Below are 26,615 nucleotides of genomic sequence, written 5' to 3'. Positions count from 1 at the left end.
CGGATAGATTAATTTTCAGCTGAACAGCGTCTGATATTTTTCAATATAATCTATATAATCACTAGGGACGAACTTTTGTTCGTCCTTTTTGTAACAAATCAGTATCAAAGTGAGTTTTATTTGTGTTTAAATAAAATCTTAATTTTACCCCATGAAAAAAATATTTCTGGCATTAGCTATTGTCGTTTCTACATTATCATTTTCTCAGAGAACCGATTTTCTAAAGATTAGAATATATCGGGTGAATTATTTAGATGAAAAAATAAAAGAGACATCAGGTCTGAGTCTTTTGAATGGAAAACTATATACCTTCAATGACAGTGGAAATACGCCGGAATTATTTGAAATTGATAAAAAGTCCGGAGAAATCAATAATACTTTTAAAATTAACGGAAAAAATACAGATTGGGAAGCACTGACCAATGATGGGAATAACTTCTACATCGGAGATTTTGGAAATAACGGAGGTACAAGAAGACACCTGGAGATTTATAAAGTCCCTTTTGAAAATAATGAGTTTAAGAATGAGGATATTAAATTGATCTCTTTTGAATATCCTGAGCAAAAGGAGTTTGTACCTAAATATATGGAAACCAATTTTGATGCAGAAGCGATGATTTATCTGAATGGAAAAATTCATCTTTTCACGAAAGAATGGGGGGCAAGATCAACCTCGCATTATATTATCGATCCTGAAATTTCAGATAAGCAAAAAGCCCTGAAGGTAGAAGCTTACAAAACTAATTTTGTAGTTACAGATGCTTCTTACTTTGATAAAAAACTTTATCTGATAGGCTACACAAAGAAAACAGAGGTATTTTTGGATATTTTTAATGAAACAGAACCCGGAATATTTTTTAAAGAGACTCCGAGGCATTATTATTTGGGAAGCTCACTGTCTGTTAGTCAGATTGAGGGGATTGCCGTTGATGAAACCGGGGTTTATATTTCAGGGGAAAAATTCCATTCGCCATTGGGAGGAGCAAAACAAAGCTTGTTTTTTATTCCAAAAGATAAACTCAAAGATTAATTTCCCTTAAAATTGACTGAAAAAAATTATCTTTGTGATCATTAATAATTATTTATCCATCATTCGAAGATTGTGGCGAACACTGTAGAAGAAATCAAACGACCGATCAATGAGGAAATGAAACTTTTCGAACAAAAGTTTTATGAATCAATGCAGAGTAAAGTACCTTTATTAGATAAAGTCACTCGTTTTATCGTTACTACAAAAGGGAAGCAGATGCGTCCTATGTTCGTATTTCTTTGTGCTAAACTGGTAGGAGATGTCAATGAGAAAACCTATCGTGGAGCTTCCATGATTGAGTTGATTCATACGGCAACTCTGGTTCATGATGATGTGGTAGATGAAAGTTTTAAACGCCGTAATTTCTTTTCAATCAATGCGTTGTGGAAAAACAAAATTGCGGTCTTAGTGGGAGATTATCTCCTGTCAAAATCTGTTTTGCTGTCAACGGATCATAAAGATTATGATTTATTAGGGGTGATTTCCAGAACTATTCGTGAAATGTCCGAAGGTGAGCTTCTCCAATTGGAAAAAGCCCGAAAGCTGGATATCACGGAAGATGTTTATTACGAAATTATCCGCCAGAAAACAGCTACTTTAATTGCTGCCTGCTGTGAAATCGGAGTTTTATCAAATAATGCGGATGAAAATTTAGCAAAAAAAATGATGGACTTCGGTACCTATACCGGAATGGCTTTTCAGATCAAAGACGACCTTTTTGATTATCTGAGTTCAAATGTGATCGGAAAACCGGTTGGAATTGATATTAAGGAGCAGAAAATGACACTTCCTTTGATTCATACCTTAAAAATGGCAGACGAAAAGGAAAGAAAATACTATTTTAATACTATTAAACGTTATAATAACGATCAAAAGCGCGTAAAAGAACTGATTGCTTTCGTGAAAACTTCCGGCGGTCTTGAATATGCTATTACCGTAATGAAAAATTTTCAACAAAAGGCCAAAGATATTTTGAATGAATTTCCGGATTCTGAAGCTAAAAAATCGTTATTAATTATGCTGGATTATGTAATTGAGAGGAAATTTTAAATTAAATAACTCTCATTGTCACAATTATAACAGCTAGAACAATGCAAAATAAAGCGATTAAAAATAAATAATCCGCAATATTCTCAAACTTGTTTCCACGTGTTTCATTCTTTGATCTTATCGCCAAAAACGAAAAGAAACAACTGAATGCAAAAAATAAACAAGCAACCCCTGCAAACTCGTCCAAATGCGTGCTCTGACTGATCTTAGAGATTTTTAATGACGTGATAATCACCAAGGAAAACCCCAGTAGATTACTCGATGCATTAAGAATATGAGATGACTTTTTTTCCATCTTTACAAATTTATTCTAAGATAAACACAATTTTTTTTATTATCAAATTTTTAAAAAAGATTATTAAAAATTAAAATTAATTTAAAAAGTGTATATTAGCAAAATACTTCGAGAATTAAAAATTTTATATTTGGCTATGCAGACAACCTATATTGAAACACAGCAAATTTCCTTTCAAGATTTTAAAAATCAGATACTTGAAGACTATAAGTTAGGAAGGATTTCTCGCGAAATGTCTTATTTGGGCAGAAGAGAAGTTCTTACAGGAAAAGCTAAGTTCGGAATTTTTGGGGATGGTAAAGAGCTTCCTCAGTTAGCAATGGCGAAAGTATTTAAGAATGGAGATTTCCGTTCAGGATACTACAGAGACCAGACTTTTGCATTATCTGTAAATGCTTTGACGGTTGAAAGTTTTTTTGCACAATTATACGCAGATACAAGTGTTGAAAGAGAACCTGCTTCTGCGGGAAGACAGATGAACGGACACTTTGCAACAAGAAGTTTGAATGAAGACGGAAGTTGGAAAGATTTAACGGCTCAGAAGAATATTTCTTCTGATATTTCACCTACTGCAGGGCAAATGCCAAGATTGTTAGGGCTGGCTCAGGCTTCAAAAATATATAAATCAGTAAAATTTAACGGTTCTGAAAAGTTCTCAAAAGAAGGTAACGAAATCGCTTTTGGAACCATCGGAGATGCTTCTACTGCTGAAGGTCATTTCTGGGAAACACTGAATGCGGCTTGTGCGCTTCAGGTTCCGATGATCGTGTCGATCTGGGATGACGGATACGGAATTTCGGTTCCTACAAAAAATCAGAGAGCAAAAGCTGATATCGCTGAAATGTTGAGTGGTTTCCAAAGAAAAGAGGGCGAAAACCAGGGGTGTGAAATCATTCAGGTGAAAGCTTGGGATTATCCTTCATTGCTGGATGCTTATGCAAGAGCAGAGCAGTTTGCAAGAATGGAAAGCGTTCCTGTTGTCGTTCATGTAATTGAAGTTACGCAGCCTCAGGGACACTCTACTTCAGGATCTCACGAAAGATATAAAAATGAAGAGCGTCTTGCTTGGGAATCTCAGTTTGACGGATTGGTAAAATTCAGAGAGTGGATTTTAAATTATTCAATCGAGATTGAAGGTAAAGAAGAAATCATCGCTACCGTTGAAGAATTGGATTCAATAGATGAAGAAGCTAAAAAAACGGTAAAAGCAGGACAGAAAATAGCTTGGGAAAGTTATCAGAAGACCATTACAGATTTAGTACATTCAGTATTACCTTTGGTTGAAAATCTTAAAGGGCAGAATGCTGAGATTGAAAGCTATATCGGTCAGTTCAATAAATTAGTTTCAAAAGCTAAAAAAGATGTTTTCCATTTGGTAAGAAGATCTTTATTGGCTACAAGAGGAACAAATTCTGCAGAAAGAACTCAATTGATGCAGAAATACGATGAGATTTTTGAGGTAGAAAAAGACAATTATTCTTCTCATTTATATTCTCAGTCTCAGTGGAAAGCTGAAAACGTAAAAGAAATCAAACCTATCTATTCGGACAGTTCTGAAGATGTTGACGGAAGAGTAGTGGTGAGAAATAATTTCGATAAAATTTTCGAAAAATACCCTGAAACTTTAGTATTTGGTGAAGATGCCGGAAATATTGGTGACGTAAACCAGGGGCTTGAAGGAATGCAGGAAAAATACGGTGACGTCCGTGTTGCCGATACAGGAATCCGTGAAGCTACCATCTTAGGTCAGGGGATCGGAATGGCAATGAGAGGGTTGAGACCTATCGCTGAAATCCAGTACTTAGACTATATTTTATATTGTTTACAGGGAATGAGTGACGATCTGGCAACAGTTCAGTACAGAACAAAAGGTGGTCAGAAATCTCCTGTAATCATCAGAACGAGAGGTCACAGATTGGAAGGAGTCTGGCATTCAGGTTCTCCGATGGCGGGAATTTTAAACCTTTCAAAAGGGATTTTGGTATTAGTGCCAAGAAACTTAACGAAAGCTGCCGGATTCTACAACACGATGCTTAAAAGTGATGATCCTGCGGTTATTGTTGAGTGTCTGAACGGTTACAGATTAAAAGAAAAACAACCGGATAACTTGGGTGAATTCACTGTTCCTGTCGGAAAAATTGAAGTTACAAAAGAAGGAAAAGATGTAACGTTGGTGACTTACGGTTCGACTTGGAGAATTGTAATGGAAGCAGCAGAAGAGCTGGAGAAATTAGGAATTTCTGCGGAGGTTATTGATGTTCAGTCATTAATTCCTTTCGATTTAACGAATGAAATTGCTGAATCTGTAAAGAAAACCAACAGATTAGTCGTAATCGACGAAGATGTGGAAGGTGGAACTTCAGCATTTATTCTGCAACAGATTTTAGAGAAACAAAAAGCATTCAGATTTTTAGATTCTGATCCGCTGACGATTGCTGCCAATGATCACAGACCTGCGTATGCAAGTGATGGAGATTACTTCAGCAAGCCATCTTCGGATGATATGGTAGAAAAAATCTACGCTATGTTTAATGAAACAAATCCTCAGAAATATCCTGCGATATTTTAATTGGGATTTTAGATAAATTTTGAAACCGCTTTCTTTTGGGAGGCGGTTTTTTGTTGAATTATTTGTAAATTGTAGATTACTCAAAAACATAAACATGAAAATTACCCGACTTGTAATTCTCTTCAATTATCAAAAAATTGTCTTAGGATTTATTGTTTCGGCTCTTTTTTTGGGATTATCATACTTGATAAATTCAGATTGGCTGGTTATTATACTGAGAATCTTCAGTGGTTTGATCATGTTAAATATAATTGCTTCTCTTGTTGCTTCCTATATTTTATATGATACTTCTGATTTGTATGAATTGAAAAATTTAAACGGAATAATAGATTGGAATCAAACTGAAAATGCCATTTTGGTACATGCAAGTTTCGATCCTCTTTCGAAGCATCTTGAAGAAAAATATCCTAATTTAAACTTAACAGTCTGTGATATTTATGGAAACAGGCATGAGCACGATAAAGGGATTGAGACATCAAAGAAAATATTTCCACCTAATCCTAAGGAAATAAAAATCTCACCGGACCAATTACCCTTTGAAGATCAATCTCAGAATGTTATTCTTGCGGTAACTTCGCTGCATGAAATTTTAGATCATAAGCAGCGGGTTTTATTTTTTAAAGAAGCTAAACGAATTTTGAAAGATGATGGGGTAATTATTATTTCAGAACAGTTCAGAGATTTCGTTAATTTTATTTTCTTCAATATCGGAGCTTTTCATTTTTTAAGTAAAAAACAGTGGCAAAATGCGATCAAAGAAGGAGATTTAAGGATTGTTGAAAATAAAAAAATTACGCCTTTTGCTAATATGCTGGTTGTAGCAAAAAGAAATTGAAATAATACTTAATAAGCTAATTATTAATAAATAATAAAAAAAAGCTATCAAACGACAGCCTTTTTTGTATTCTTTTGTTCCAGCAGAGTCTTACAATCTTTCTCTTTCTCAGGATCATAAACATGATATTTCGTTTCCCATTCTTCCAGTTGGTATAAAATCGGCAACAGTGCCAATCCTTTTTCTGTCAGTGAATATTCAACTCTTGGAGGGATTTCTTTAAACTCTTCACGAATCACCAATCCGTCGGCTTCCATTTCACGCAACTGATCGGTTAAAACTTTTCGTGAAATCACATTAATTCGTACAGCAAGTTCTCCGAAACGAAGTTTCCGGTCTTTGATGACCAATACAATGATGGGTTTCCATTTGCTTCCCAAAGCAGCCATTGCTTTCCCCAAAGGACAGCTGTAAGCCATTAATTCGTTCTTTTTCATAGACGGATGTTGTTTTTAAGCCATAAGAAATCAATATTTCATATGTTACTTCTACGTTACTAATGTAAGTTACTGCAAAGTTACCACTTTTTTTAATTCATAAGGAACAAATATGAACTATTATTAGTTACTTTGTGTAACAATTATAAAATATAAATATAAAGATGAGTACAGAATCATTATTTAAACCGTTTCAATATAAAAATTTACAGCTTAAGAATAGAATCGTAATGGCTCCGATGACGAGAGCTCAATCTGATAATGGAGTTCCTACACAGGCGATTACAGATTATTATGCCAGAAGAGCTGAGTCTGAAGTTGGGTTGATCCTTTCTGAAGGGACAGTGATCAACAGACCGGGATCAAAAAATATGCAGAATATTCCTGATTTCTACGGAACAGAAGCATTAAACGGCTGGAAAAACGTCATTGATGCTGTACATGCCAATGGAGGAAAAATGGGACCGCAGATCTGGCATGTAGGTGATACAAGAAGTTCTGCAGATTATCCGTTGGTTGATATGGAAAAGGCTTCTACTATGACGTTGGAAGATATTCAGGATACGATTGCCCAGTTTGCAGCTTCAGCAAAATCTGCAAAAGATCTGGGATTTGATGTTGTTGAAATTCACGGAGCGCACGGTTATCTCATCGACCAGTTTTTTTGGGAAGTAACCAATACAAGAACTGATGAATATGGCGGAAAAACCCTGAAAGAAAGAAGCAGATTTGCAGTTGATGTTGTAAAAGCAATCAGAGCCGCAATAGGTGATGATTTTACGATTATTATCCGTCTTTCTCAATGGAAACAGCAGGATTATAAAACGAAGTTAGCCTATACTCCGGAAGAAATGGAAGAATGGTTATTGCCATTAAAAGAAGCCGGAGTTGATATTTTTCACTGTTCGCAACGTCGTTTCTGGGAAGCAGAATTTGAAGGTTCTGATTTGAACTTTGCAGGTTGGGCTAAGAAAATCACCGGTCAGCCAACAATTACTGTAGGTTCTGTAGGTCTTGAAGGTGACTTTATGGGAGCCTTTGCAGGACAGGGAACTGAAAAAGCGGACTTAACTGAACTTACAAAAAGACTGGAAAGAGGAGACTTTGACCTTGTGGCTGTCGGACGTGCTCTTTTACAGGACCCTGAATGGGTGAAAAAAGTAAAAGAAGGAAATACAGAAGAGCTTTTGGATTTCTCGGCAGAAAGCCTGGCTGTACTTTATTAAAAGACCATTGTGAATGGTGGGTTGACTTGGCTGTTAATTTTTAACCTTCAATATTATTAGCAAACTATTCACTGGCGAAGTGAAATTCACTATTCACAATCTTATATATCTTGATTACCTATTTAAATTTTTAAACGAAACCAGCTTTCAGAATTTCTGAAAGCTGGTTTTAATTTTAATCAGGACATCCTACATTGACCGGAACGCATCTCCAATATCCGGGATTTCCGTTTTTAGGAGGGTAATAACATTCTATTGTATTCACTTCGCAGTCCGGAGGATTTCCGCCATTAATTCTTTTCAGATCTGATTTTGCTAATTTTTTTAGATTTTTCATAGTAATAATATTTTGCTGATCAATACAAATATATTAAATGTTTTTATTGTAAAATCTCAACGATGTGAATTAAATGATGGTCAAATAACTGTAAAACAAAACCGCTTCCAAAAAATTGAAAGCGGCTTTTAACAGATTTAAATATCTAATGCCCTAAAAGGCAAAAAGTGATTCTTTTTATAAACCAATATTCTTGGTTGGTTTTAGTTGCTTTTTAATGCTTTTTGGAAGAGCATCTTTGTGCAGTAAAATTGCTGTTGATTTATACTCAACATATGGTCTTGTAACATAAAGATATCCTTCAAAGTCATTGGTTACACCCCAAGAGTTTTTAACCATATAATACTCTTTTCCGGATTGATCTTTTGCCAATCCTACGATGTGCATCCCGTGATCATCTGTTGTAGAAAGGTTATTCAACGCTTTCTGACGCATATCTTCAGTGATTGTTTTATCTTTTTTAGGCTCTGTGAAAAGAGTTCCTTTGTTTTCTGCAGTGATCTGATCCAAATCAATGTCCGGAACATAGGCAACCCCGTTTTTATAAGAGAAATAAGGCTCGGAAACATCTGTTGCCCAACCTACAGAATATCCCTTGTTTACTGCATTGTCAACGATTGCTGTTAAGTCTTTCATCGGAACATTCCAGTCAGAATCGTGGCTCCAGTTATCAGGAATTGGAACTACAAATTTCTGATAGTAAGGATAATCTTTATAAGAAGATATTTCTACATAATCTTCAGGATTGATGCCTACAACTTCTTTAGCGAAAGTTTTTGGCGTATAATTTTTTCCCAGATAAGTAAAATTAGCAGGAACTTTTCCTAAATATTCGTCAAGGATTGCATCTACGGAAGCCATCCAGTTGTCAGAAAGTTTTCCTTTTGATGAAGCCTGAACCAAACTGTCCAAAACAGGTTTTAATTTACCCTGCATTTCTTTGAAGTTGTTCAGTGTCTGTCCTTCTTTAAGCCCTGTATAAGCTTCCTGAGGAACAGCTCCGTATTTTTTATACATGTTGATTACATCGTGTAATTCTCCACCGTCACCCCAACTGATTGCACCATTATTTAAAACATATAATTTTGCCTTGTCGTGATAAGAATTCCTTGCAGTAAAAATTTCTGCCAAATCAACAGGTTTTTTACCCATTCTCTGCATTTCAGATTCCAAGAAAGAGTTTCCTGAATAACTCCAGCAGGTTCCTGATGAACCTTGGTTTTTTACTGAAGTTGCACCAACATCTTTCAACGTTGTGAACTGGAAATTAGCATTTTGAGACTGATTGTTTTTTAGCTTGTTGATTAAGTCATCCTGAGCAAACATCATACTTCCTGCAGACAAAACAAAAAGTAATGACGCAATTTTGGTATTTTTCATTACTATAAAAAGATTATTTATATGAATAGTCGATGCTATTATAGATTTGTTACAGAGGCAAAAGTTAAATGTAAAAGAAAATTTTTTTATGAAAAGGGGTATGGAAGAGAGTAAAAGCTTGAAGTTCATACGGAAAATACTTTTAATCAGAATTTAGAACAGGATTTTCTTGGGAACTTGTCTGAACTTTGAGTACTCATTTAAATTGAACTCTAAAAAAATATAAGGTTTCGATAGTTCGTCAAGCTCACTACAGGCTGAGCTCAACTACAAAATAGGATGCTGAAATAAAACAGTTAGTATTAGGTTTGTCAGTCTGCGCTTATCGAACACCCTAATAAAGAGTAAATGAAAAAAGCCAAATAAAAGTTTAAACAGATTCTTGGTAACTCAAGGAAACAAGTTGTGAATATTATCAATTTCCCAAATCACAATAACCTCCCGCTTTCATCATGATAATCTCTTTGCAATATCCGCGGTTTTCCACTATTTTTAAAAAAAGTTTAACATGCTTCCAACCTTTTTGAAAATTAATGCATCTATAAGAGTATAATGCCTGACTATGGAAAGAGAATTACTGTTAGAATGTCAACGTAACAACCGCAATGCGCAGCGGCAGGTGTACGAAAAAATGGCGGGTAAGATATACTCAGTCTGTAAACGTTATCTGAAAAATGATGAAGACATTGAGGAAGTTTTAGCGGATACTTTCTATAAAATATTTACTAAGATGAGCCAACTGCAAAATCCGGATATTTTTGAAAGCTGGGCCAAAAAAATTGCTGTCAATGAATGCCTTCAAAAATTGAGAAGCCAAAAGGCATTGCACATTTCTTTGGAAGACAGTCATGTATTTTCCTCAGAATCTGCTACAGAAAGTATTTCGTTTGAAAAGGATATTCTGAGTTTACTGAATTTTCTTCCGGAGGGCTGCAGAGCGATTTTCAATCTTTTTGCAATTGAAGGATATCCTCATAAAGAAATTGCGACGATGCTTTCCATCAGTGAAGGAACATCAAAGTCACAACTTAATTTTGCGAGAAAAAGATTACAGGAACTTTTGGTTAATCAAAACATTTAAACTTTTACAACAATGGAAAATAATCACGATATAGATAAAACTTTCAATGAAGCATCTAAAGCTTTAGATGAGCCTGAGACATTTCCTGGGTTTGAAAAAGTTTGGAGTAAAGTTGAAGAAAAACTCGATAAAAAAGAATCTAAAAAAAGAATCATTCCGATGTGGATTCCTTATGGAATTGCGGCAAGTTTAATCATCGGATTCGGAGCTCTGTATTTCACGGCTGATGATACAAAAACAGTGATTCAAAAGGATACGAATGCTGTAATGGCAGATCATAAAGTATTACCTGAACCCGCAGCAGCGATTGTTCCTGAGCCGCATATTCAAAAAATTGATCATACGGTTAAAGAAAATATTGAAAAACAAATATTAAAACCTCAGGTCGTAAAAACACTGGCTCTTGAAACTCCGTTATCTACTGTTTATGTACCTGCAATATCTCCACCGTCTTATGCCCCTCAGGCGGATATTTCTCAGTCATCGCCGGTAGTTAGCAATTCGGATTCTCCTAAAGAAAAGAATATTGAAGAAGTCATTGCCATGGGGGTAAAAAAAGAAAAACGATCTATATTGAATTCTTCATTCAGAATGTCATCCAATGATGGATATCCGACGAATATAAATTCTGTGGGAGACACTGCTCAGTCGATTTCTTTAGATTCATTTGACAAAAAAGAATCAATGGCGATTATAGGATACAACAGACCGCTTGCTAAATCTAAAAGTTTTACGGCGTCTACCACTACCGTTTCAAGCAAAGACCTTATGAATTCACTGCAGGGAACTGCTCCCGGGATCAATGTTAATTCGGGATATGTAAACTATAATACCAACCGATCGGTTTCTGTGAGAGGAATAAGTGCTGAAAAAGAAAATAAAAATCCTTTGTATCTGGTGAATGGGGAAATATCAGATTCTATAAATTTCAAAAACCTAGATCCTAAAAAAATAGAATCCGTAACGGTATTAAATAATGCAAACTTGACATTAACAGCCGTTTATGGTAGCCGCGCAGCCAACGGAATTATTGTTGTCACGACAAAGGATATTTCTAAAAAACAGAAAAAGGCAGTCGAAAAATTAATTAAAGCAAATTCACCCGAAAAGAAATAAAAATACAACTGATTTGAAGCCGGAGGAGGGAAGCTGGAAGTTATTACGCTATGGTGGTTATGGTAAAGTTTGATTAAATAGTTAATGGAATTCATTATTTCTCAAAATCAATAACTTTCGGTATCCGGCTTCAAATCTCCTTTTTATTTAATTGATTATATCTTGAAGAAATCCTTTTCTTCAAAAGCATTTTTAGTTTTCATTTTCTAATGACCATAAACAATGAAAAAAATTTATGTATTGCTATTTCTGCCAGGTTTTGTCATGATTCCGGCGCAGAATTCACAACTGTATCATGCAGGAACATTTTTAAACAGAGAAAATAAACCCCAGAATTTTTTAAAAGTATATAATAAAAACAGCGGAGTATATGAGCTTACCGATGAAAAAGGGTACGCTATTATTGCTGCAAAAGCTTATGATACGCTGGTTTGGAATAACGGGAAAAATAGGCAGATCGTCTATTATCCAGGTGAGCTAAAAAGTATTTTAGAAAGCAAAATTGTAAAAGAAAGAGTACAGGATATCTATAGCAGCGCCTACGACAGTTTGGTTTCAAAAGAATCAAAAGACGAATACAGCCTTGAAAATTCCCGTCAGTTTTTAACATTAGATTCAGATTATAATGTTCTTAAAGTAAGAAAGCTAAAACAGGTCAGCGAAAACAATTTCAAACTGAAAAGACTGCAGGAAAAATATTTATTTCTTAACGGAAGTTTTACGACCTCTTTTGATATTAAAAGCAGAAATTCTATTCCACAGACTCAAAAACAATATGTTCAGGGAAGATCGGAAAAAGGGAAACTTGTCTGGAGAGGACCTGAAACCGATGAAATGTTAAGTTTCGGACCTAATATATCTACTTTAGCGTTTGATCATCAGCCGTATCCGTATGATCAGAACGGAATGCTGATTCCTCTTACCAAAGGAAACTCTTCTGCGAAAGCCTATGATAAGGACCTTTTTAAAACGACGGTAGGATATAACAATCAGTTGAGACTGAATGCATTTATTAAGAGAGAGTATGATGAGAAAATCCGTCTTTCATTGGATCTGGGTCAGCAGAAAAATCAGATGTACTTTGTTGATCAGTATAATGTGATGAATACATTAAAAACGAAGTTAAGTACGAGAATTTTAAAATTCGACTTAAATTTTGCATTAAATTATGAAGATAACAAAGCGACAAATTCTAACAGAATAGGGCTGTTTAACAGAGTTTATCAAAATTCTTTATTGACGCCGGTTTCTTTTTCAAATGGTCAGGGATCACTATTACCGGACGGTTCTCAGAGAAGCTACAGCAGACAGGCAGACAATCCTGATTTTCTGCTCGATCAGGAAAATAAATACAATTATCAGGACAGGAGGAGACAGTTTAGCTTTGATCTTGCAAGACGTTGGGGACATTTTAATTTAAATATCAGTCAGTCTTATGAAAATGATTATTTCTGGAATTTCGACCAGTACCAGCCATCCACGTATGGCTTTATCAATGGAGTGAAGAATGAGCGAAGTCAGAATAATAAATTGTATAATTCCAATATTTTAGGATCATATTCTTTCGATGGATATCATACTGACCATGTGATCAGCCTTAATTATATTCTGAATGATCAGCAATCAGATATTTTTCAAAGCCTGAGCAACAGATCATATTTTTATCAGAGAACGGCACAGGATTATCTATTAAACTATAAATTTGATTATAACGATCATGATGATTTTTTAATGGGCTTCAATGTAGGAAACTCATTCTACATTTCAAATACTGCTGTTAAAAATAAATACTGGCTTCCAAAAGCGGGTGCTTATATTAACTTCGATAACATTTTTGACTGGTATAATGTTAATTTAAAAATGTTCGGAACCTATACTCAATTAAGTAACGAGCCGGAAATGACAAGATCTTATGCTTCTTACGGCACTACTTTATTGAATGCCCAAAATGCCTATCAATATTTTCCGGTACAGGAAGTTGAGACTGTCAAAAATCTTTCTACAATCAACAGCGGTGAATGGAAGGGTGGTTTAAAATTGGCCTATCGATACAATCTGGCTTTTGAAGCTGAATATTTTAAAAGAAAGATTACAGATGATATTTTTCCTGTTTTTGAAGGAAATCAATTACAATTAAAGAATCTTGCAGACCATACCTATACGGGTTATGACATCAGTTTTTTATATGATAATATCTATTTAGGAACAGATTTCAGAACAGGTCACAAAGCTTCTTTTTTCAAATATCAGGATAAGGTTGACAGAGCAAATTCCGGATATAACGGGCTGGCACTTTCGGGTTTTAGAGATATTTACAAAACATTGAGGGAAGGTGAGATTGTAGGCGCTGTGGTAGGGAGCTATTTTGAAAGAAATGCCGGCGGAGATTTAATTATTGATGAATTCGGATATCCTAAAAAGGCTGATGGTTTAAAAATTATAGCAGATCCCACCCCGGATTTTGTATTAAAATTCAATCATAGCATATCCTACAAAATGTTTTCTCTGGATATCAACTGGGAATGGAAAAAAGGCGGTCAGATCTGGAACGGAACCCAAGCTGTTCTCGATTATTATGGCAGATCTCAGACTTCAGCTGATTTACGCAATACTAAAAATTATGTTTTTCAGGGCGTGAATTCCAATGGAAATATCAATCAGACGCCTGTTGATTTCTATAATCCGGATCAATCTGCTTCAGAAAACCGGTGGTCTAGATACGGCTATCTGGGCGTAGCGGAAGATTATGTTCAGAAAGCAGATTATATAAGGATAAATACAATTTCATTAACCGCAAGATTTGATGTAGGTGAATTTAAAAGAGGATTAGGTGTAACATTTTATGTGAATAATATTTTGCTCTGGCAGGCAAATAAAGGAGTAGACTCCAATCAGAATTTCTATGATTTTGATAACGGAAAAGGGATGGATTTTTTCAATCTGCCTTCTTATAAGACTTTTGGATGTATGGTTTCATTTCAATTTTAATTTATGAATTTCAAAATTACTACCTGTCTGATACTGTTGATTTTTCTGGCTTCAAATTTTAGTTTGAACGCCCAGCAACAGTTCAAAGACTTCGAGAAAGAAAAAACGTATATACAGACCAGCCATGTTTTTTATAAGCCTGGTGATGAAATGTATTTTAAAATCTATACTATAAAATCAGAAGATAATCTTCCTGCTGACCAAAGTAAAGTGGTCAATTTTGAATTGTTAGATCCCAGCGGAAGCGTCATTAAGAAAGCCAAATACGAAATCAAAAAAGGATATTCTGAAGGATATTTTTACTTTTCGGATGATATGAAAGGCGGAATTTATAAGATTCGTGCATTTACAAACTGGATGCTGAATGAGGATGGGAAAAATGCATTTGAAAAAGAAATTACATTACAGAAAATGGTCTCGCCGAGAATTTTAATGAAACTTGATTTTCCTAAAAAAGGCTATGGAGCCGGAGATGAGGTACTGGCTGATTTTTCGATGAGAAGTCTGAGTAACTTACCGATTCCCTTTTATGAAGCAGATTACACAGTGATGCATAACGGAGAAAAAATCTCTGAGGGCAAACTGATTACAGATAAAGAAGGAAAAAAGCAGCTGAAGTTTAGTCTTCCTGCTGTTTTAAAATCTTCTGATGCTTTACTGAATATTAAAGTCAGCTTTGACGGTTTTACAGAATCTGTTTCAAGAAATATTCCGATTGTTCTGAACGATCTGGATGTAAAATTCATGCCTGAAGGAGGAACTTTTATCAATGGATTGGAGCAGAATGTAGCCTTTAAAGCTCTAGATGAATATGAAAAACCGGTTGATGCTGTTGTCGCAGTTTTTAACCAGAATCATGAGAAAATTACAGAGGCAGCAGCGTATAATTTCGGAATGGGAAGTTTCTTTTTTACACCCAAAAAAGGAGATACTTATTATGCGAAAGTCATAAAACCGGAGAATATTACTCAGATTTATCAGTTCCCGGATGCCAAAGAGGATGGTATTGTTTTTATAGTGCGTAAAAATAATGGGAAGATCAATTTAAATATGTATTCGACTGATGATAAAAATATTATCATTCACGGGAGCTTTCGTGAAAAAGAGGTTTACCATAAAATTCTGTCTTTGAAAAAAGGGTTGAACTCGGTTGAAATTTCTGAAAAAGAGCTTCCGATCGGTATTTGCAGATTTACAATTTTAGAAAACGATATCCCATTGGCTGAACGGATTGTTTTTGCTAATGAAAATAAACAGCTGAATGTAAAAGTAAAACCTGTAAAACAAAATTATCAGCCCAGAGAAAAAGTAGTGGTCAACATTGAAACGACTGATGAAAATAATAAACCAATTCCTGCAAATTTAGGAATGAGTGTCATTGATGATAAACTCTGGACCTATGCGGATGATAAGCAAAATCATATTCTCTCATGGTTGCTGATGGATTCTGAGCTGAAAGGGAAAATTGAAAAGCCTCAGTTTTATTTTGATAAGAAAGAAGAAAAAGCCACAAAAAGTCTTGATTTGCTGATGCTGACGAATGGTTACAGATATTTTGAACTGACTCCGGAGGTTGTTAAAAATCAAAAATATAAATACCTGCCTGAGAAAAAGAATCCGATCTACGGTATGGTAGAAGACGAAAACAAAAATCCTGTAAAAGCTGAGGTATATCTGATTGCCAGCTCAATGATTTTGAAGCAGGTGACTTCAGAGGACGGAACTTTTTATTTTTCTGATCTTCAGGGTAACAGCTCATATCAGCTGATTGCAAAATCTTTCCAGCCTAAACAGGATATTAAAATCAGAATTCTGTCCTACAAAATGGCTGTAAATCCACTGTCAAAAAAATCTCCCAATCATGTCGATGTTGAAGAAATCGTAAAAGAAGCTTTAAAAGAATCAGGAAAAATAATATTGAAGGAAGAGGCGAATAAAAAGGCAGAAGAGCCGGAAAGTAAAAAAAATGTAAGCGAAAACCGTCTTAATACCTCAAGACTGAGAAGACCAAATAACAGTATCAGTGACAGTTCAGGATCGAGAAACATTGAAGAGGTTGTGGTGCTAGGTTACTCTAGCCATTCTACAAAGATGAAATCAACGGCTTCTTCGGTTACGATGTCAAATGAATTTCAAAACTCAAATATGAGCTCGGTTTTAAATGGGAAAGTAGCCGGAATTGAAATTAGCCCTGCAGGTCATCCCGGCAGCGGTTATCTCAATGTTCAGATCAGAGGAAGTGCTTCGATTTCAAATAAGACTCCTCTGTATATTGTGGATGGTGTTCCGGTAGAAAATATTAAAACAGTTATTAATCCTAATGATATCAACAGTATTACAGTATTAAAAGATGCAGCAGCAACCTCTGTTTATGGAAGCCGTGGAGCAAATGGAGTTGTAGTGATTACTTCTTTTAAAAACAATAGGTCAAAAATTAAAATCAATATTACCCCCAAATCGTATTATGCTACATTATCGATTCCCAGTGATAGTCTGAATACCTATTCGTACAACCGAAATTTCTATTATCCGGTATATGAGACAACCAATACTTCTTATCGCCACGATTACAGAGAAACTTTATATTGGAATCCTGTTGTGGAAACTGATAAAAACGGAAAAGCCAAGGTTGAATTTTATAATTCTGATGCCAATTCTGCTTTCAGGATTATAACCGAGGGAATTTCTTCTTCAGGGCTGATCGGAAGAGATGAAACGACTTATGCTGCTCAAAGTCTTATTTCTGTTGATGCTAAAATTCCCCAATATCTTACCCGCACTGATAAGATGACCATTCCTGTAGTCATTAAAAATAATGCTTCGGAAACGAAAAAAATGGAACTGAATATCATCGTTCCCAATCATGTGAAAGTAATGAAACAGGATAGCAGCATCACGTTGAAACCTTTGGAATCCGGAAGACTGTTTGTGACGTTGAAGACAGATAAAATAATAAATTCTAATATCCAGTTTACGGTAAGGTCTGGGGATTTCAGAGAAACAATGATCCTTCCTTTTGCTGTTGAAGAAAAAGGGTTTCCTCATTATTATTCGATAATCAATAACCGGTCGGACAGCTTAAAAATCAATATTCCGGAATTTATCAACGGAAGTTTATTCTCGTCCTATTATGTTTACGAAAACCCGGCTTTACAGATGTTTGAAGATATCGAACGGCTGAAAAAAGAACCTCATGGGTGTTTTGAACAGCTTTCGTCAACAGTTTATCCTAATATTTTCATTCTGGATTATCTGAAATCTGTAAAAAAAATAACTCCCGAAACAGAAAGCCTGGTTGTTAGAAATTTGAAAAAAGGGTATCATAAAATGCTGAGTTATAAAAACAGAGACGGTGGATTTTCTTATTTTGGATCATCAGAGTCTGACGTGGCGTTGTCTGCATTTGCTTTGCTGGAGTTTCGGGATCTTAAAAAATATGTGAATATAGATTCAAAACTGATCCAGAATCTGACTTCTTTTATTATGTCAAAGAAAAATACGAACGGAACTTTTGAAGTAAGAAGAAATTATGAAATGACAGCTCCTTATTCAGATTATGCATGGTCAAGAAATATGTATGTACTGTACGCTTTATCTAAAATAGGATTAAAGACCGGATTGGAAGAAGTCTATCAGATAAACCTGAAAAAATCCCTTGCAACAAGAGATTCTTATCAACTTGCATTAATGGCCAATACATCTCTATATCTCGGAAAGCATAAAGAATATGAAACATTGATGGATTTTCTGAATCTTCAGTATCAGAATAAAACGGTAAAAATAAAAACCACTTTTACCGGCTCAAAAGGAATTTCGGCCGATTCAGAAACCCTATCGCTGTATATGATGGCATTACAGAAAGATGAAAAAATCAATCAGTTAAAAATTGCTGAAGTGGCAGATGAATTAATTAACTATAACGGTTATTATGGATTCGGATCTACACAGGCAACTTCTTTAGCTTTAGAAACTTTAGCTGAGTTTTTTGCGAAAAATGAAAAGCTTTATGGTAATACTAAGCCGTTGATCAGGGTGAACGGATCGGAAATTACACCCAATAATTCTTTCGCATCTGCTTTTAAAACAGGATACAACAATGTTACCGTAAATTACCCGACAGGCAAAGGACTTCCTTATAAACTGGATTATCAGTATTTCACTTTACAGGTCCCAAAAAGTGCTGATATTCCTTTAATCATGGAAACCAAGTTAAATTCCGGAACTTCGAAAGTAGGAGAAACCAACAGACTGACCGTTACGATCAAGAATAGAATCAACGGTCAACTGCCGATGGCAACAGCAAAGATTGGAATTCCTGCGGGGTTGAGCCTACAAAATGCTTTACTAAAAGATTTACTTGATAAAAAGCAGATTTCCTACTATGAAATTTTTGATAATTATCTGGTTTTATATTGGGAACATTTTGATGCCAATGAGACGAAAGTGATCAATCTGGATCTGAAAGTAGAATTTGCAGGAGAATACACCGGAAAATCGAGTAATGTCTATTTATATTACATGCCGGAGGCCAAATATTGGAATCAGGGAATTACTGCTGCCATTGAGCCATAATTTATAAACTAATAAACGTCAATATATATCTAAAAATCCCTGTATCAGTTTTGAGCAGGGATTTTTTTATTTTTAAAGTTAAAAGTTGGAGATAGGTTGGAAGAGGGAGGTGATAAGTGTCAAAAATTACAGCTAAAATATCTCCAACATTGTGTTTTCCGCTAACATCATTAAAAAATAAAATTAATTTTCAAAAATTATTGAAAGTTCGAAAATTATAATTACATTTATATCAGAAAAGATAAACGATATGCAACTTTCAGAAGCTAAAGAAAAATACATTCAGACCTGGGGTACATTTGCAACCAATTGGGGGATAAACCGTACAATGGCACAGGTTCATGCTTTACTTTTGGCGAGTGGAAAAGCGCTTTCTACAGATGAGGTAATGGAGCAATTGGAAATCTCGAGAGGAAATGCCAATATGAATCTCAGAGCCTTAATAGATTGGGGAATTGTAAGAAAAGAATTTGTAAAAGGCGAAAGAAAAGAATATTTTGTAGCGGAAAAAGATGTCTGGTATCTGTTCAAACAGATTACAAAAGAGCGTAGAAAAAGAGAAATAGAACCTGTTATAGCCTTTTTAGAAGAGCTTAAAAATATTGAAGATAAAGATGCTGAAGGGGCTAAGGAATTTATCAGATTAATGGAAGATTTTAGTTCTGTAACAGGAAAAATCAATAATATCATGGATCTGGCGATAAAAAGTGATGATCACTGGCTGGTAGGAAAAATTACCAACTTGTTAAAATAAAAAGGACTTCAAAATCCTTTTTTATTTCGAATGAACTTTCAAAAATTACTGAAAATATAATATTTATAAAATGTTCAATATAATTTCATATGTGCTTTTCCTTGCTATCAGCTCATACATTATAGTAGATGTGGGGAGGAGATGCTTTAATTCAGGAAAAGTGTATCTGGAATATCTGATCAAGGACAAAGATTTTTGCTTAACAGTGAACAGAATCCTTTTAGGAAGTTATTATTTGGTCAATCTCGGTTACATTGCCATTAGCTTAAGTTCCTGGGGAGAAATAACGAATTTGAATGTATTGCTGACTACCGTTTTTACCCGTATCGGCTATATCATTTTGATTCTTTGTTTTTTACATTTTACAAATATTCTCATGCTTTATATTTTAAGAAAAAAATTAACATTAAAATAAAACTATTATGACTGCAACGATCCTTACCCAAACGTACAATTTCTCAGCGTACATGATTTACTTACCTATTGTGATCACACTTACCATATTGGTGTCTCAATTTCTTTTCAAAAACTCAAAAACTTTTATGATTGATATTTTTCATCAGAAAGAAGATATTGCAATGGCCACAAATTCACTTTTTAAAATAGGTTTCTATCTCTTAAATATAGGTTTTGCCTTGTGTATTATAGAGTTTTTCCAAATCGAAACTGTTGAAAGACTGGTTGTGGCTTTAAGCAAGAAAATCGGAGGATTTTCTATTTATCTGGGAGTGATGATGCTTTTAAATCTTTTACTTTTCTTAAAAGGGCGTAAACACTCAATCAACAAAGAAAAACAAATTCAAAATGAAAACACTGATCTTTAAAATTTGGATGTATTTCACTTTCAAATTACAGAATAAACGGACAAGAGGAGATTTTTTGAATCTTTAAAATTAATGACCATGAAAACTTTTTTAAAAATCGATTATTATTTCCAACTTTTATTTTTTATTGGATACATTATATCCGGAGTGATTTATAGCTTTATGAACAGCGAATTTTTTAGCAGCTTATTTCTATTTTATTTCGTGGTTGGAGGAACTCAACTAATAAGTTATTTAATAAGATTAACCCTGGGTTTTTGGAGCGATTTATTTTTTAAAATATATGGAATAATGATTTTGCCCATTTGGTTAATTTTTCTTCTGTATTTTTTCGGTATATCGATAGATTTCCTGTTTTTTATTACTTATTTAGGAGTGATTTACAGTCCTTTTCTAGCAATAGCCTATCTTTTTTATTGTAAAGAAAAATCGAATGATTATACCGTGAAATTATAGAATTCATAGATGTTAATTAAAATTTATTACAATGAAAACACTCAAAAATCACACCTTGATCTACGACAATGAATGCCCGATGTGCAACATCTATTCAAAAGCATTTGTAAAATCTGGAATGCTTGATGGACAGGGGAGAGAAGCTTTTACGGACTTAACTTTCAGGAATAAGGAGTTAATCGATTTTAACCGTGCAAAAAACGAAATTGCTTTAGTTGATCATGAAAATAATCAAGTGATCTACGGGTTAGATAGTTTACTTTTGATTATCGGAAATTCGTTTCCATTATTAGAAAAAATAGCCAGGAAAAGGTCTTTACACTGGTTTTTCAAAAAATTGTATTCATTTGTTTCATATAACAGAAAACAGATCATTCCATCAGCAAAAGATATTCCTGAAAAATCATGTATCCCCGACTTCAATTTAAAATACAGAATTGCTTATATCACTTTTGTTGTATTTTTTTCAGCTTCTGTTTTAAGTGTTTTTTCAACCAAATTAGGATTGAATTTTAGTCAGAATTATTTTCGGGAATTACTGGTTTGTTTAGGACAGATTTTTTGGCAGACCATATTTTTAAAAAAATATTTAAAAACTAAAATCTGGGATTATCTCGGAAATATGATGACTGTTTCTTTGATAGGAACTTTACTTTTACTTCCAGCTTTATTTCTCAATGTACCTGCTGTTTTTAATCTTATTTACTTTGGGATTGTAATTTTAATAATGCTTTTAGAGCATTGGAGAAGGTGTAAAATCTTAAAATTAAATTTCCTTCCAACACTCTCATGGATACTTTTCAGAATAACAGCTTTAATAATAATTATTTCGTTTAATTTTTAAAAACACAGAAAATGGATCATCTGGAATTAATAAGAAAAGTAGAATGGAAAGATCTTAAAAAACTTTCTGTTAAAGAAATGTTGATTGGAAATAACATCAGCTTACCATGGTTGATCATTTCTTTGCTTTTGGCATACAAAGGCTATTATTGGGCAGCTCTTCCGTTTTCGGGATTCTATTTTCTGACGGCTCTCAGGCAGGTTCATAATGGCTTTCACAATTCATTGGGAACAGGTAAATTTCTGACTTGGCTGTCTTTGTATCTCAACAGCATCTCGATGATGACTTCTATTCATGCAGTAAAGTTTAATCATATCCGACATCATAAATTCTGTCTTTCAGAAGAAGATTACGAAGGGAAATCTGCCTCAATGAAATGGTATGAAGCAATTTTATACGGCCCAAAACATATGTTTCTCATTCATTGGATCACTTTCAGACGAGCGAATAAAAATTATAAGAAGAACATGATGTTAGAATTGATTTCAATTTTCATAATGATTTTTACCGCTTTTTATTTTCAAATTCATTTTTTAATATATCACATTTCAGTAATGTTTTTTGGAGAGTTTTTAATGGCATTTTTCGCCGTTTGGACAGTTCATCACGACACACACGAAAATCCGGATATCGCAAGAACTCAACGTGGATTTTGGAAAAATAAACTGACATTCAGTATGTTTTATCATATGGAGCATCATCTTTTTCCGGCCGTTCCTACCATAAAGCTTCCAAAACTCGCAAAAAGAATTGACGAAATTTTACCGGAACTTGATAAAAAGCAAACATTTTAAATAAGGCTTGATTAAAAGTTAGTTTTAGAAATGTCATGCTGAACCTGTCGAAGCATCTTTATAAAAAAATAAAAAATGGCAACAATTCATTTAAAAACTATAATAAAAGCAGATATTCAGGTTGTTTTCGATTTGGCAAGAGATATTGACCTGCATCAGAAATCGACATCAAAAACCAATGAGAAAGCTATTGCCGGAAGAACCTCCGGATTGATTGAGGCAGGCGAGACAGTGACTTGGAAAGCTAAGCATTTGGGGGTATACCAAACTTTAACAACAAAAATTATCAGCATGCAAAAGCCTCATCGGTTTACAGATGTGATGTTAGAAGGGGCTTTTAAATCTATGAGGCATCAGCATATTTTCAAACAGGAAGGTAAAAACACAATCATGACAGATGTTTTTGATTTTCAATCACCTTTCGGAATTATCGGAAAAATTTTCAATGCCGTATTTCTTAAAAATTATATGAAAAGATTCTTATTAGAACGAAATAAATTAATTAAAACTACGGCAGAAAATAATAAAAAATAAAGACAAAGCGCGAGCGAAGCGAGCGTCAAAACAGTTAGTATTCATCATGTCATGCTGAGCTGAAAGTTTATCCTGAGCTTGACGAAGGAAAGCATTCTCATATTGAAAACCATCAACTAACAACCCAAAATCAACATTATGAACTTCCTAAAAGCCGAATGGCGAAAACTAGCCATCATCAACTACGAAATCAATCCTGAAATTTTACAAAAATATCTTCCAAAAGGAACAGAACTCGATTTCTATCAAGGAAAGTGTTATGTAAGCCTTGTCGGATTTATGTTTTTAAATACAAAATTATTAGGATTTCCAATTCTCTTTCATCGAAATTTTGAGGAAGTGAATCTTAGATTTTACGTGAAGAAAAAAGAAGGAAATGAATGGAAAAGAGGAGTGGTTTTTATAAAAGAAATCGTTCCAAAACCCGCATTGAGTTTTGTTGCCAATTCAATTTACAAAGAAAATTACAAAACGATGCCGATGAAAAATATTATTCATGAAAAAGACAAAGAACTATTAATAAAATACTATTGGAAGGATAAAGTATGGAATTCCATTGAAATCACAGCAGAAAATGAACCCTTAAAAATGGAAACCAATTCCGAGTTTGAGTTTATCACAGAACATTATTACGGTTTCACAAAAAAGGGAAACTCGACCTCGGAGTACGAAGTTTGCCATCCGAAATGGGATTATTATTTAGTGAAAAATCATCAGCTCAATATTGATTTTAAAACTGTTTACGGAAATGATTTTGAATGTTTAAATCTTCAAAAACCAATTTCCGTCATGCTTGCAGAAGGCTCTGAAATTGAAGTGAAAACGAAGAGATATCTTAAGAGCCAAGGAAAAAGTATTAAGTAAAAAGTCGTTTATAGGCTTTTAAAACAGTTAGTATTCGCAATGTCATGCTGAGCTTGTCGAAGCATCTCAACGATCTAAATCTCAACAAACAATTCTTAATTAAAATCCAATGAAAATAATCATCGCCGCCGGAACCGGCTTCCTCGGAAAAAACCTCGAAAAGTACTTCATAGACAAAGGAAACGAAGTTTATATTTTAACCAGAAGCCCAAAACGTAAAAACGAAATTTATTGGGATTCAAAAACAGTAGGTGAATGGAAAAACCTCCTCGAAAATTCAGATATTTTGATCAATTTAACCGGAAAATCTGTTGATTGCAGGTACACAGAAAAAAATAAAAAGGAAATTTATTCTTCAAGAATTAATAGTACAAAAGTGCTTCAACAAGCGGTTGATCAATGCATCAATAAACCTGAAGTTTGGTTGAATGCAAGTTCAGCGACAATTTACACTCACTCAGAAACACAATTAAACACAGAATAAAACGGAATTATTGGAGATGATTTTTCCATGAACATCTGTAAAAGCTGGGAAAAAGAATTTTTTAAAGTAAACACTGAAGATGTACGAAAAGTGGCTTTGAGAACTTCCATTGTTTTAGGGAATAACGGAGGTGCTTTTCCAAAACTGAAAATGATTACAAAATTTGGACTTGGAGGAAAGCAGGGTAGAGGAGATCAAAATATAAGCTGGATTCATATCGATGACTTTTGTAAAGCTATTGAGTTTATCATTAATGATAAAAATATTTCAGGAGAAATTAATATTACAGCTCCAAATCCTTTGTCTAATGAAAAATTCATGGAGAAATTAAGACAGCAAATGAATGTTCCATTTGGATTAAATGCACCTGTTTGGCAATTGGAAATAGCTTCTGTATTTTTAAATACAGAAACGGAATTATTATTAAAAAGCAGAAATGTTTATCCTGAAAAATTAATGAAAAGTGGTTTTCAATTCTCTTACTATGAGATAGATTCTGTGTTTAAAGATTTAGTAAAAATATGATAAGAGTTTCTTATGAATTTATAAGTAATTTTTCATTTATCTTAAACTAAATCTCATACTTAGTCTGAAAGTTTAATGCTTTTTGCGGTTTTAATAAATGATGATTAAATTAGCACAAACTAAACTTCAATGCCAATTAAACCAAAAACGAAAACCGTATTTCTTTCATCATTATTGATATCAACCTCTTTTTTTTCCCAGGCTCATAACGTTTCAGAAGGTTATCAAAAGCCAACTGATCCGGCTGTTGTTCAAAACCTTGAAAATTGGCAGGATTTAAAATTCGGTCTTTTCATGCATTGGGGAACATACAGCCAATGGGGAATTGTCGAAAGTTGGAGTTTATGTCCCGAAGATGAATCTTGGACTCAAAGAAAACCTGAACATGGAAAATCTTACAATGAATACGTAGAAAACTACGAAAATCTTCAAACTACTTTCAATCCGACTCAGTTTAATCCGCAAAAATGGGCAGATGCTACAAAAAAAGCGGGAATGAAATATGTGGTTTTCACAACAAAACATCATGATGGTTTTTCCATGTTTGATACGCAACAGTCTGATTATAAAATTACTTCTTCAAAAACGCCATTCTCTAAAAATCCAAAAGCAGATGTAGTAAAAGAGATTTTCAATACGTTCAGAAAAGATGGCTTCAAAATCGGAGCTTATTTTTCAAAACCCGATTGGCATTCTGATGATTATTGGTGGTCGTATTTTCCACCAAAAGATCGAAATGTAAATTACAATCCGAAAAAATATCCTGAAAGATGGAACAATTTCAAAAATTTCACATTCAACCAGCTAAATGAAATCACCTCAAACTATGGTAAAATCGATATTCTTTGGTTAGATGGAGGCTGGGTTCGCCCGTTTCACACCATCGATCCGAATGTTGAATGGCAAAGAACCATCAAGGTCGAGCAGGATATCGACATGGATAAAATCGGAACGATGGCTCGAAAAAATCAACCCGGAATTATCATTGTAGACCGTACCGTTCCCGGAAAATGGGAGAATTATGTGACTCCGGAACAAGCCGTTCCGGAAAAGGCGCTTTCGATTCCGTGGGAAAGCTGTATCACGATGGGCGATTCGTTTTCATATGTTCCGAATGACAATTATAAATCTTCTCAGAAAATCATTGAAACGTTAGTTAAAATCATTTCGAGAGGTGGAAATTACCTGATGAATATTGCTCCCGGACCAAACGGAGATTACGATTCGATTGTTTATGAAAGATTAAATGAAATTTCAGGTTGGATGGATAAAAATCAGGCGGCAGTTTTTGCAACGAGAAGTATTGCGCCCTATCATGATGGAAAATTTTATTACACCCAAAGTAAAGATGGTAAAACAGTAAATATTTTCCATTTGGATGAAAAAGTGAATTATGAATCTCCAGCAACATTAAATTTTACTATTCCTGATAATTTTAAACCAAAATCTTTAAAGATTTTAGGATTATCAAATAAAGTTCAGTGGAAAAAATTGGGGAATTCCATTGAAGTTAATTTACCAAAAGAAAAAAATCAATTAAAATATTCAACCGTAATTCAAATTACACAATAACTATAAACTGTCTATAAAAACGACCTAGGAAATCGAAGCGTTAAGAAA

Annotated in this window: 22 protein-coding genes; 19 read left to right on the top strand and 3 right to left on the bottom strand. The window is 34.2% G+C overall.

Annotated features, from left to right (window positions below):
* Positions 1 to 151: 151 nt before the first annotated feature.
* The 4 genes from M2373_RS13480 to M2373_RS13465 all read left to right on the top strand — a co-directional run bounded on the left by M2373_RS13480 (position 152) and on the right by M2373_RS13465 (position 5,779).
* Positions 152 to 1,030 carry a hypothetical protein gene (locus M2373_RS13480; RefSeq protein WP_259111566.1) on the top strand — a complete coding sequence of 293 codons (879 nt, stop codon included), beginning with the start codon at positions 152 to 154 and terminating at the stop codon, positions 1,028 to 1,030.
* A 72-nt stretch (positions 1,031 to 1,102) separates the two neighbouring features.
* Positions 1,103 to 2,080, top strand: coding sequence for a polyprenyl synthetase family protein (locus tag M2373_RS13475; RefSeq protein ID WP_259111565.1), 978 nt, complete (start codon positions 1,103 to 1,105; stop codon positions 2,078 to 2,080).
* 431 nt (positions 2,081 to 2,511) lie between these two features.
* On the top strand, positions 2,512 to 4,944 hold the full coding sequence (locus M2373_RS13470; protein ID WP_259111564.1) for a transketolase C-terminal domain-containing protein: 2,433 nt from the start codon (positions 2,512 to 2,514) through the stop codon (positions 4,942 to 4,944).
* A gap of 94 nt (positions 4,945 to 5,038) precedes the next feature.
* Positions 5,039 to 5,779 carry a class I SAM-dependent methyltransferase gene (locus M2373_RS13465; RefSeq protein ID WP_259111563.1) on the top strand — a complete coding sequence of 247 codons (741 nt, stop codon included), beginning with the start codon at positions 5,039 to 5,041 and terminating at the stop codon, positions 5,777 to 5,779.
* A 47-nt stretch (positions 5,780 to 5,826) separates the two neighbouring features.
* Here the strand turns inward: M2373_RS13465 and M2373_RS13460 are convergent, their stop codons facing one another.
* Complete coding sequence (locus tag M2373_RS13460; protein WP_259111562.1) at positions 5,827 to 6,216, bottom strand: helix-turn-helix domain-containing protein; 390 nt, start codon at positions 6,214 to 6,216, stop codon at positions 5,827 to 5,829.
* A gap of 164 nt (positions 6,217 to 6,380) precedes the next feature.
* On the opposite strand from M2373_RS13460, the gene M2373_RS13455 reads away from it, so the two are divergent.
* Positions 6,381 to 7,442 (top strand): NADH:flavin oxidoreductase, encoded by a 1,062-nt coding sequence (locus M2373_RS13455; RefSeq protein ID WP_259111561.1) that lies wholly within the window; start codon positions 6,381 to 6,383, stop codon positions 7,440 to 7,442.
* 175 nt (positions 7,443 to 7,617) lie between these two features.
* Here the strand turns inward: M2373_RS13455 and M2373_RS13450 are convergent, their stop codons facing one another.
* Together M2373_RS13450 and M2373_RS13445 are read right to left on the bottom strand one after the other, a co-directional pair.
* Positions 7,618 to 7,779 (bottom strand): bacteriocin-like protein, encoded by a 162-nt coding sequence (locus tag M2373_RS13450; protein WP_259111560.1) that lies wholly within the window; start codon positions 7,777 to 7,779, stop codon positions 7,618 to 7,620.
* Between the two features lie 177 nt (positions 7,780 to 7,956).
* Entirely contained in the window at positions 7,957 to 9,159 is a 1,203-nt protein-coding gene (locus tag M2373_RS13445; protein WP_259111559.1) for an aminopeptidase C, read from the bottom strand.
* 562 nt (positions 9,160 to 9,721) lie between these two features.
* On the opposite strand from M2373_RS13445, the gene M2373_RS13440 reads away from it, so the two are divergent.
* The 14 genes from M2373_RS13440 (at position 9,722) to M2373_RS13380 (ending at position 26,567) form a co-directional block, all read left to right on the top strand.
* Positions 9,722 to 10,240, top strand: a complete 519-nt coding sequence (locus M2373_RS13440) for an RNA polymerase sigma factor (protein WP_259111558.1) — start codon at positions 9,722 to 9,724, stop codon at positions 10,238 to 10,240.
* 12 nt (positions 10,241 to 10,252) lie between these two features.
* Entirely contained in the window at positions 10,253 to 11,356 is a 1,104-nt protein-coding gene (locus M2373_RS13435; RefSeq protein ID WP_259111557.1) for a TonB-dependent receptor plug domain-containing protein, read from the top strand.
* 222 nt (positions 11,357 to 11,578) lie between these two features.
* Positions 11,579 to 14,344 carry a hypothetical protein gene (locus M2373_RS13430; RefSeq protein ID WP_259111556.1) on the top strand — a complete coding sequence of 922 codons (2,766 nt, stop codon included), beginning with the start codon at positions 11,579 to 11,581 and terminating at the stop codon, positions 14,342 to 14,344.
* Positions 14,345 to 14,347: 3 nt separating this feature from the next.
* The gene (locus M2373_RS13425; protein WP_259111555.1) at positions 14,348 to 18,916 is read left to right on the top strand and encodes a TonB-dependent receptor plug domain-containing protein; all 4,569 of its coding nucleotides are present in this window, start codon (positions 14,348 to 14,350) and stop codon (positions 18,914 to 18,916) included.
* 250 nt (positions 18,917 to 19,166) lie between these two features.
* Positions 19,167 to 19,670, top strand: a complete 504-nt coding sequence (locus M2373_RS13420; protein ID WP_259111554.1) for a GbsR/MarR family transcriptional regulator — start codon at positions 19,167 to 19,169, stop codon at positions 19,668 to 19,670.
* A 70-nt stretch (positions 19,671 to 19,740) separates the two neighbouring features.
* Positions 19,741 to 20,085 (top strand): hypothetical protein, encoded by a 345-nt coding sequence (locus M2373_RS13415; RefSeq protein ID WP_259111553.1) that lies wholly within the window; start codon positions 19,741 to 19,743, stop codon positions 20,083 to 20,085.
* Positions 20,086 to 20,092: 7 nt separating this feature from the next.
* Positions 20,093 to 20,494: a hypothetical protein gene (locus M2373_RS13410; RefSeq protein WP_259111552.1), complete on the top strand. Its 402-nt coding sequence runs from the start codon at positions 20,093 to 20,095 to the stop codon at positions 20,492 to 20,494.
* A gap of 487 nt (positions 20,495 to 20,981) precedes the next feature.
* The gene (locus M2373_RS13405) at positions 20,982 to 21,794 is read left to right on the top strand and encodes a DUF393 domain-containing protein (RefSeq protein WP_259111551.1); all 813 of its coding nucleotides are present in this window, start codon (positions 20,982 to 20,984) and stop codon (positions 21,792 to 21,794) included.
* 11 nt (positions 21,795 to 21,805) lie between these two features.
* A complete protein-coding gene (locus tag M2373_RS13400) occupies positions 21,806 to 22,588 on the top strand; it encodes a fatty acid desaturase (RefSeq protein WP_259111550.1) in 783 nt (260 codons plus the stop codon).
* A 75-nt stretch (positions 22,589 to 22,663) separates the two neighbouring features.
* Positions 22,664 to 23,122: an SRPBCC family protein gene (locus tag M2373_RS13395; protein ID WP_259111549.1), complete on the top strand. Its 459-nt coding sequence runs from the start codon at positions 22,664 to 22,666 to the stop codon at positions 23,120 to 23,122.
* Between the two features lie 138 nt (positions 23,123 to 23,260).
* A complete protein-coding gene (locus M2373_RS13390; protein ID WP_259111548.1) occupies positions 23,261 to 23,986 on the top strand; it encodes a YqjF family protein in 726 nt (241 codons plus the stop codon).
* 109 nt (positions 23,987 to 24,095) lie between these two features.
* Positions 24,096 to 24,470, top strand: coding sequence for an NAD-dependent epimerase/dehydratase family protein (locus tag M2373_RS22545; protein WP_310468456.1), 375 nt, complete (start codon positions 24,096 to 24,098; stop codon positions 24,468 to 24,470).
* A gap of 27 nt (positions 24,471 to 24,497) precedes the next feature.
* Entirely contained in the window at positions 24,498 to 24,995 is a 498-nt protein-coding gene (locus M2373_RS22540) for a DUF1731 domain-containing protein (protein WP_310468454.1), read from the top strand.
* Between the two features lie 129 nt (positions 24,996 to 25,124).
* Positions 25,125 to 26,567, top strand: a complete 1,443-nt coding sequence (locus M2373_RS13380) for an alpha-L-fucosidase (RefSeq protein ID WP_259111547.1) — start codon at positions 25,125 to 25,127, stop codon at positions 26,565 to 26,567.
* Positions 26,568 to 26,615: the final 48 nt, after the last annotated feature.

This window comes from Chryseobacterium sp. JUb7 (assembly GCF_024806495.1).
Lineage (GTDB): Bacteria > Bacteroidota > Bacteroidia > Flavobacteriales > Weeksellaceae > Chryseobacterium.
Note: the sequence above shows the minus strand (reverse complement) of the source record. Positions and strands in the feature narration are given on the sequence as shown.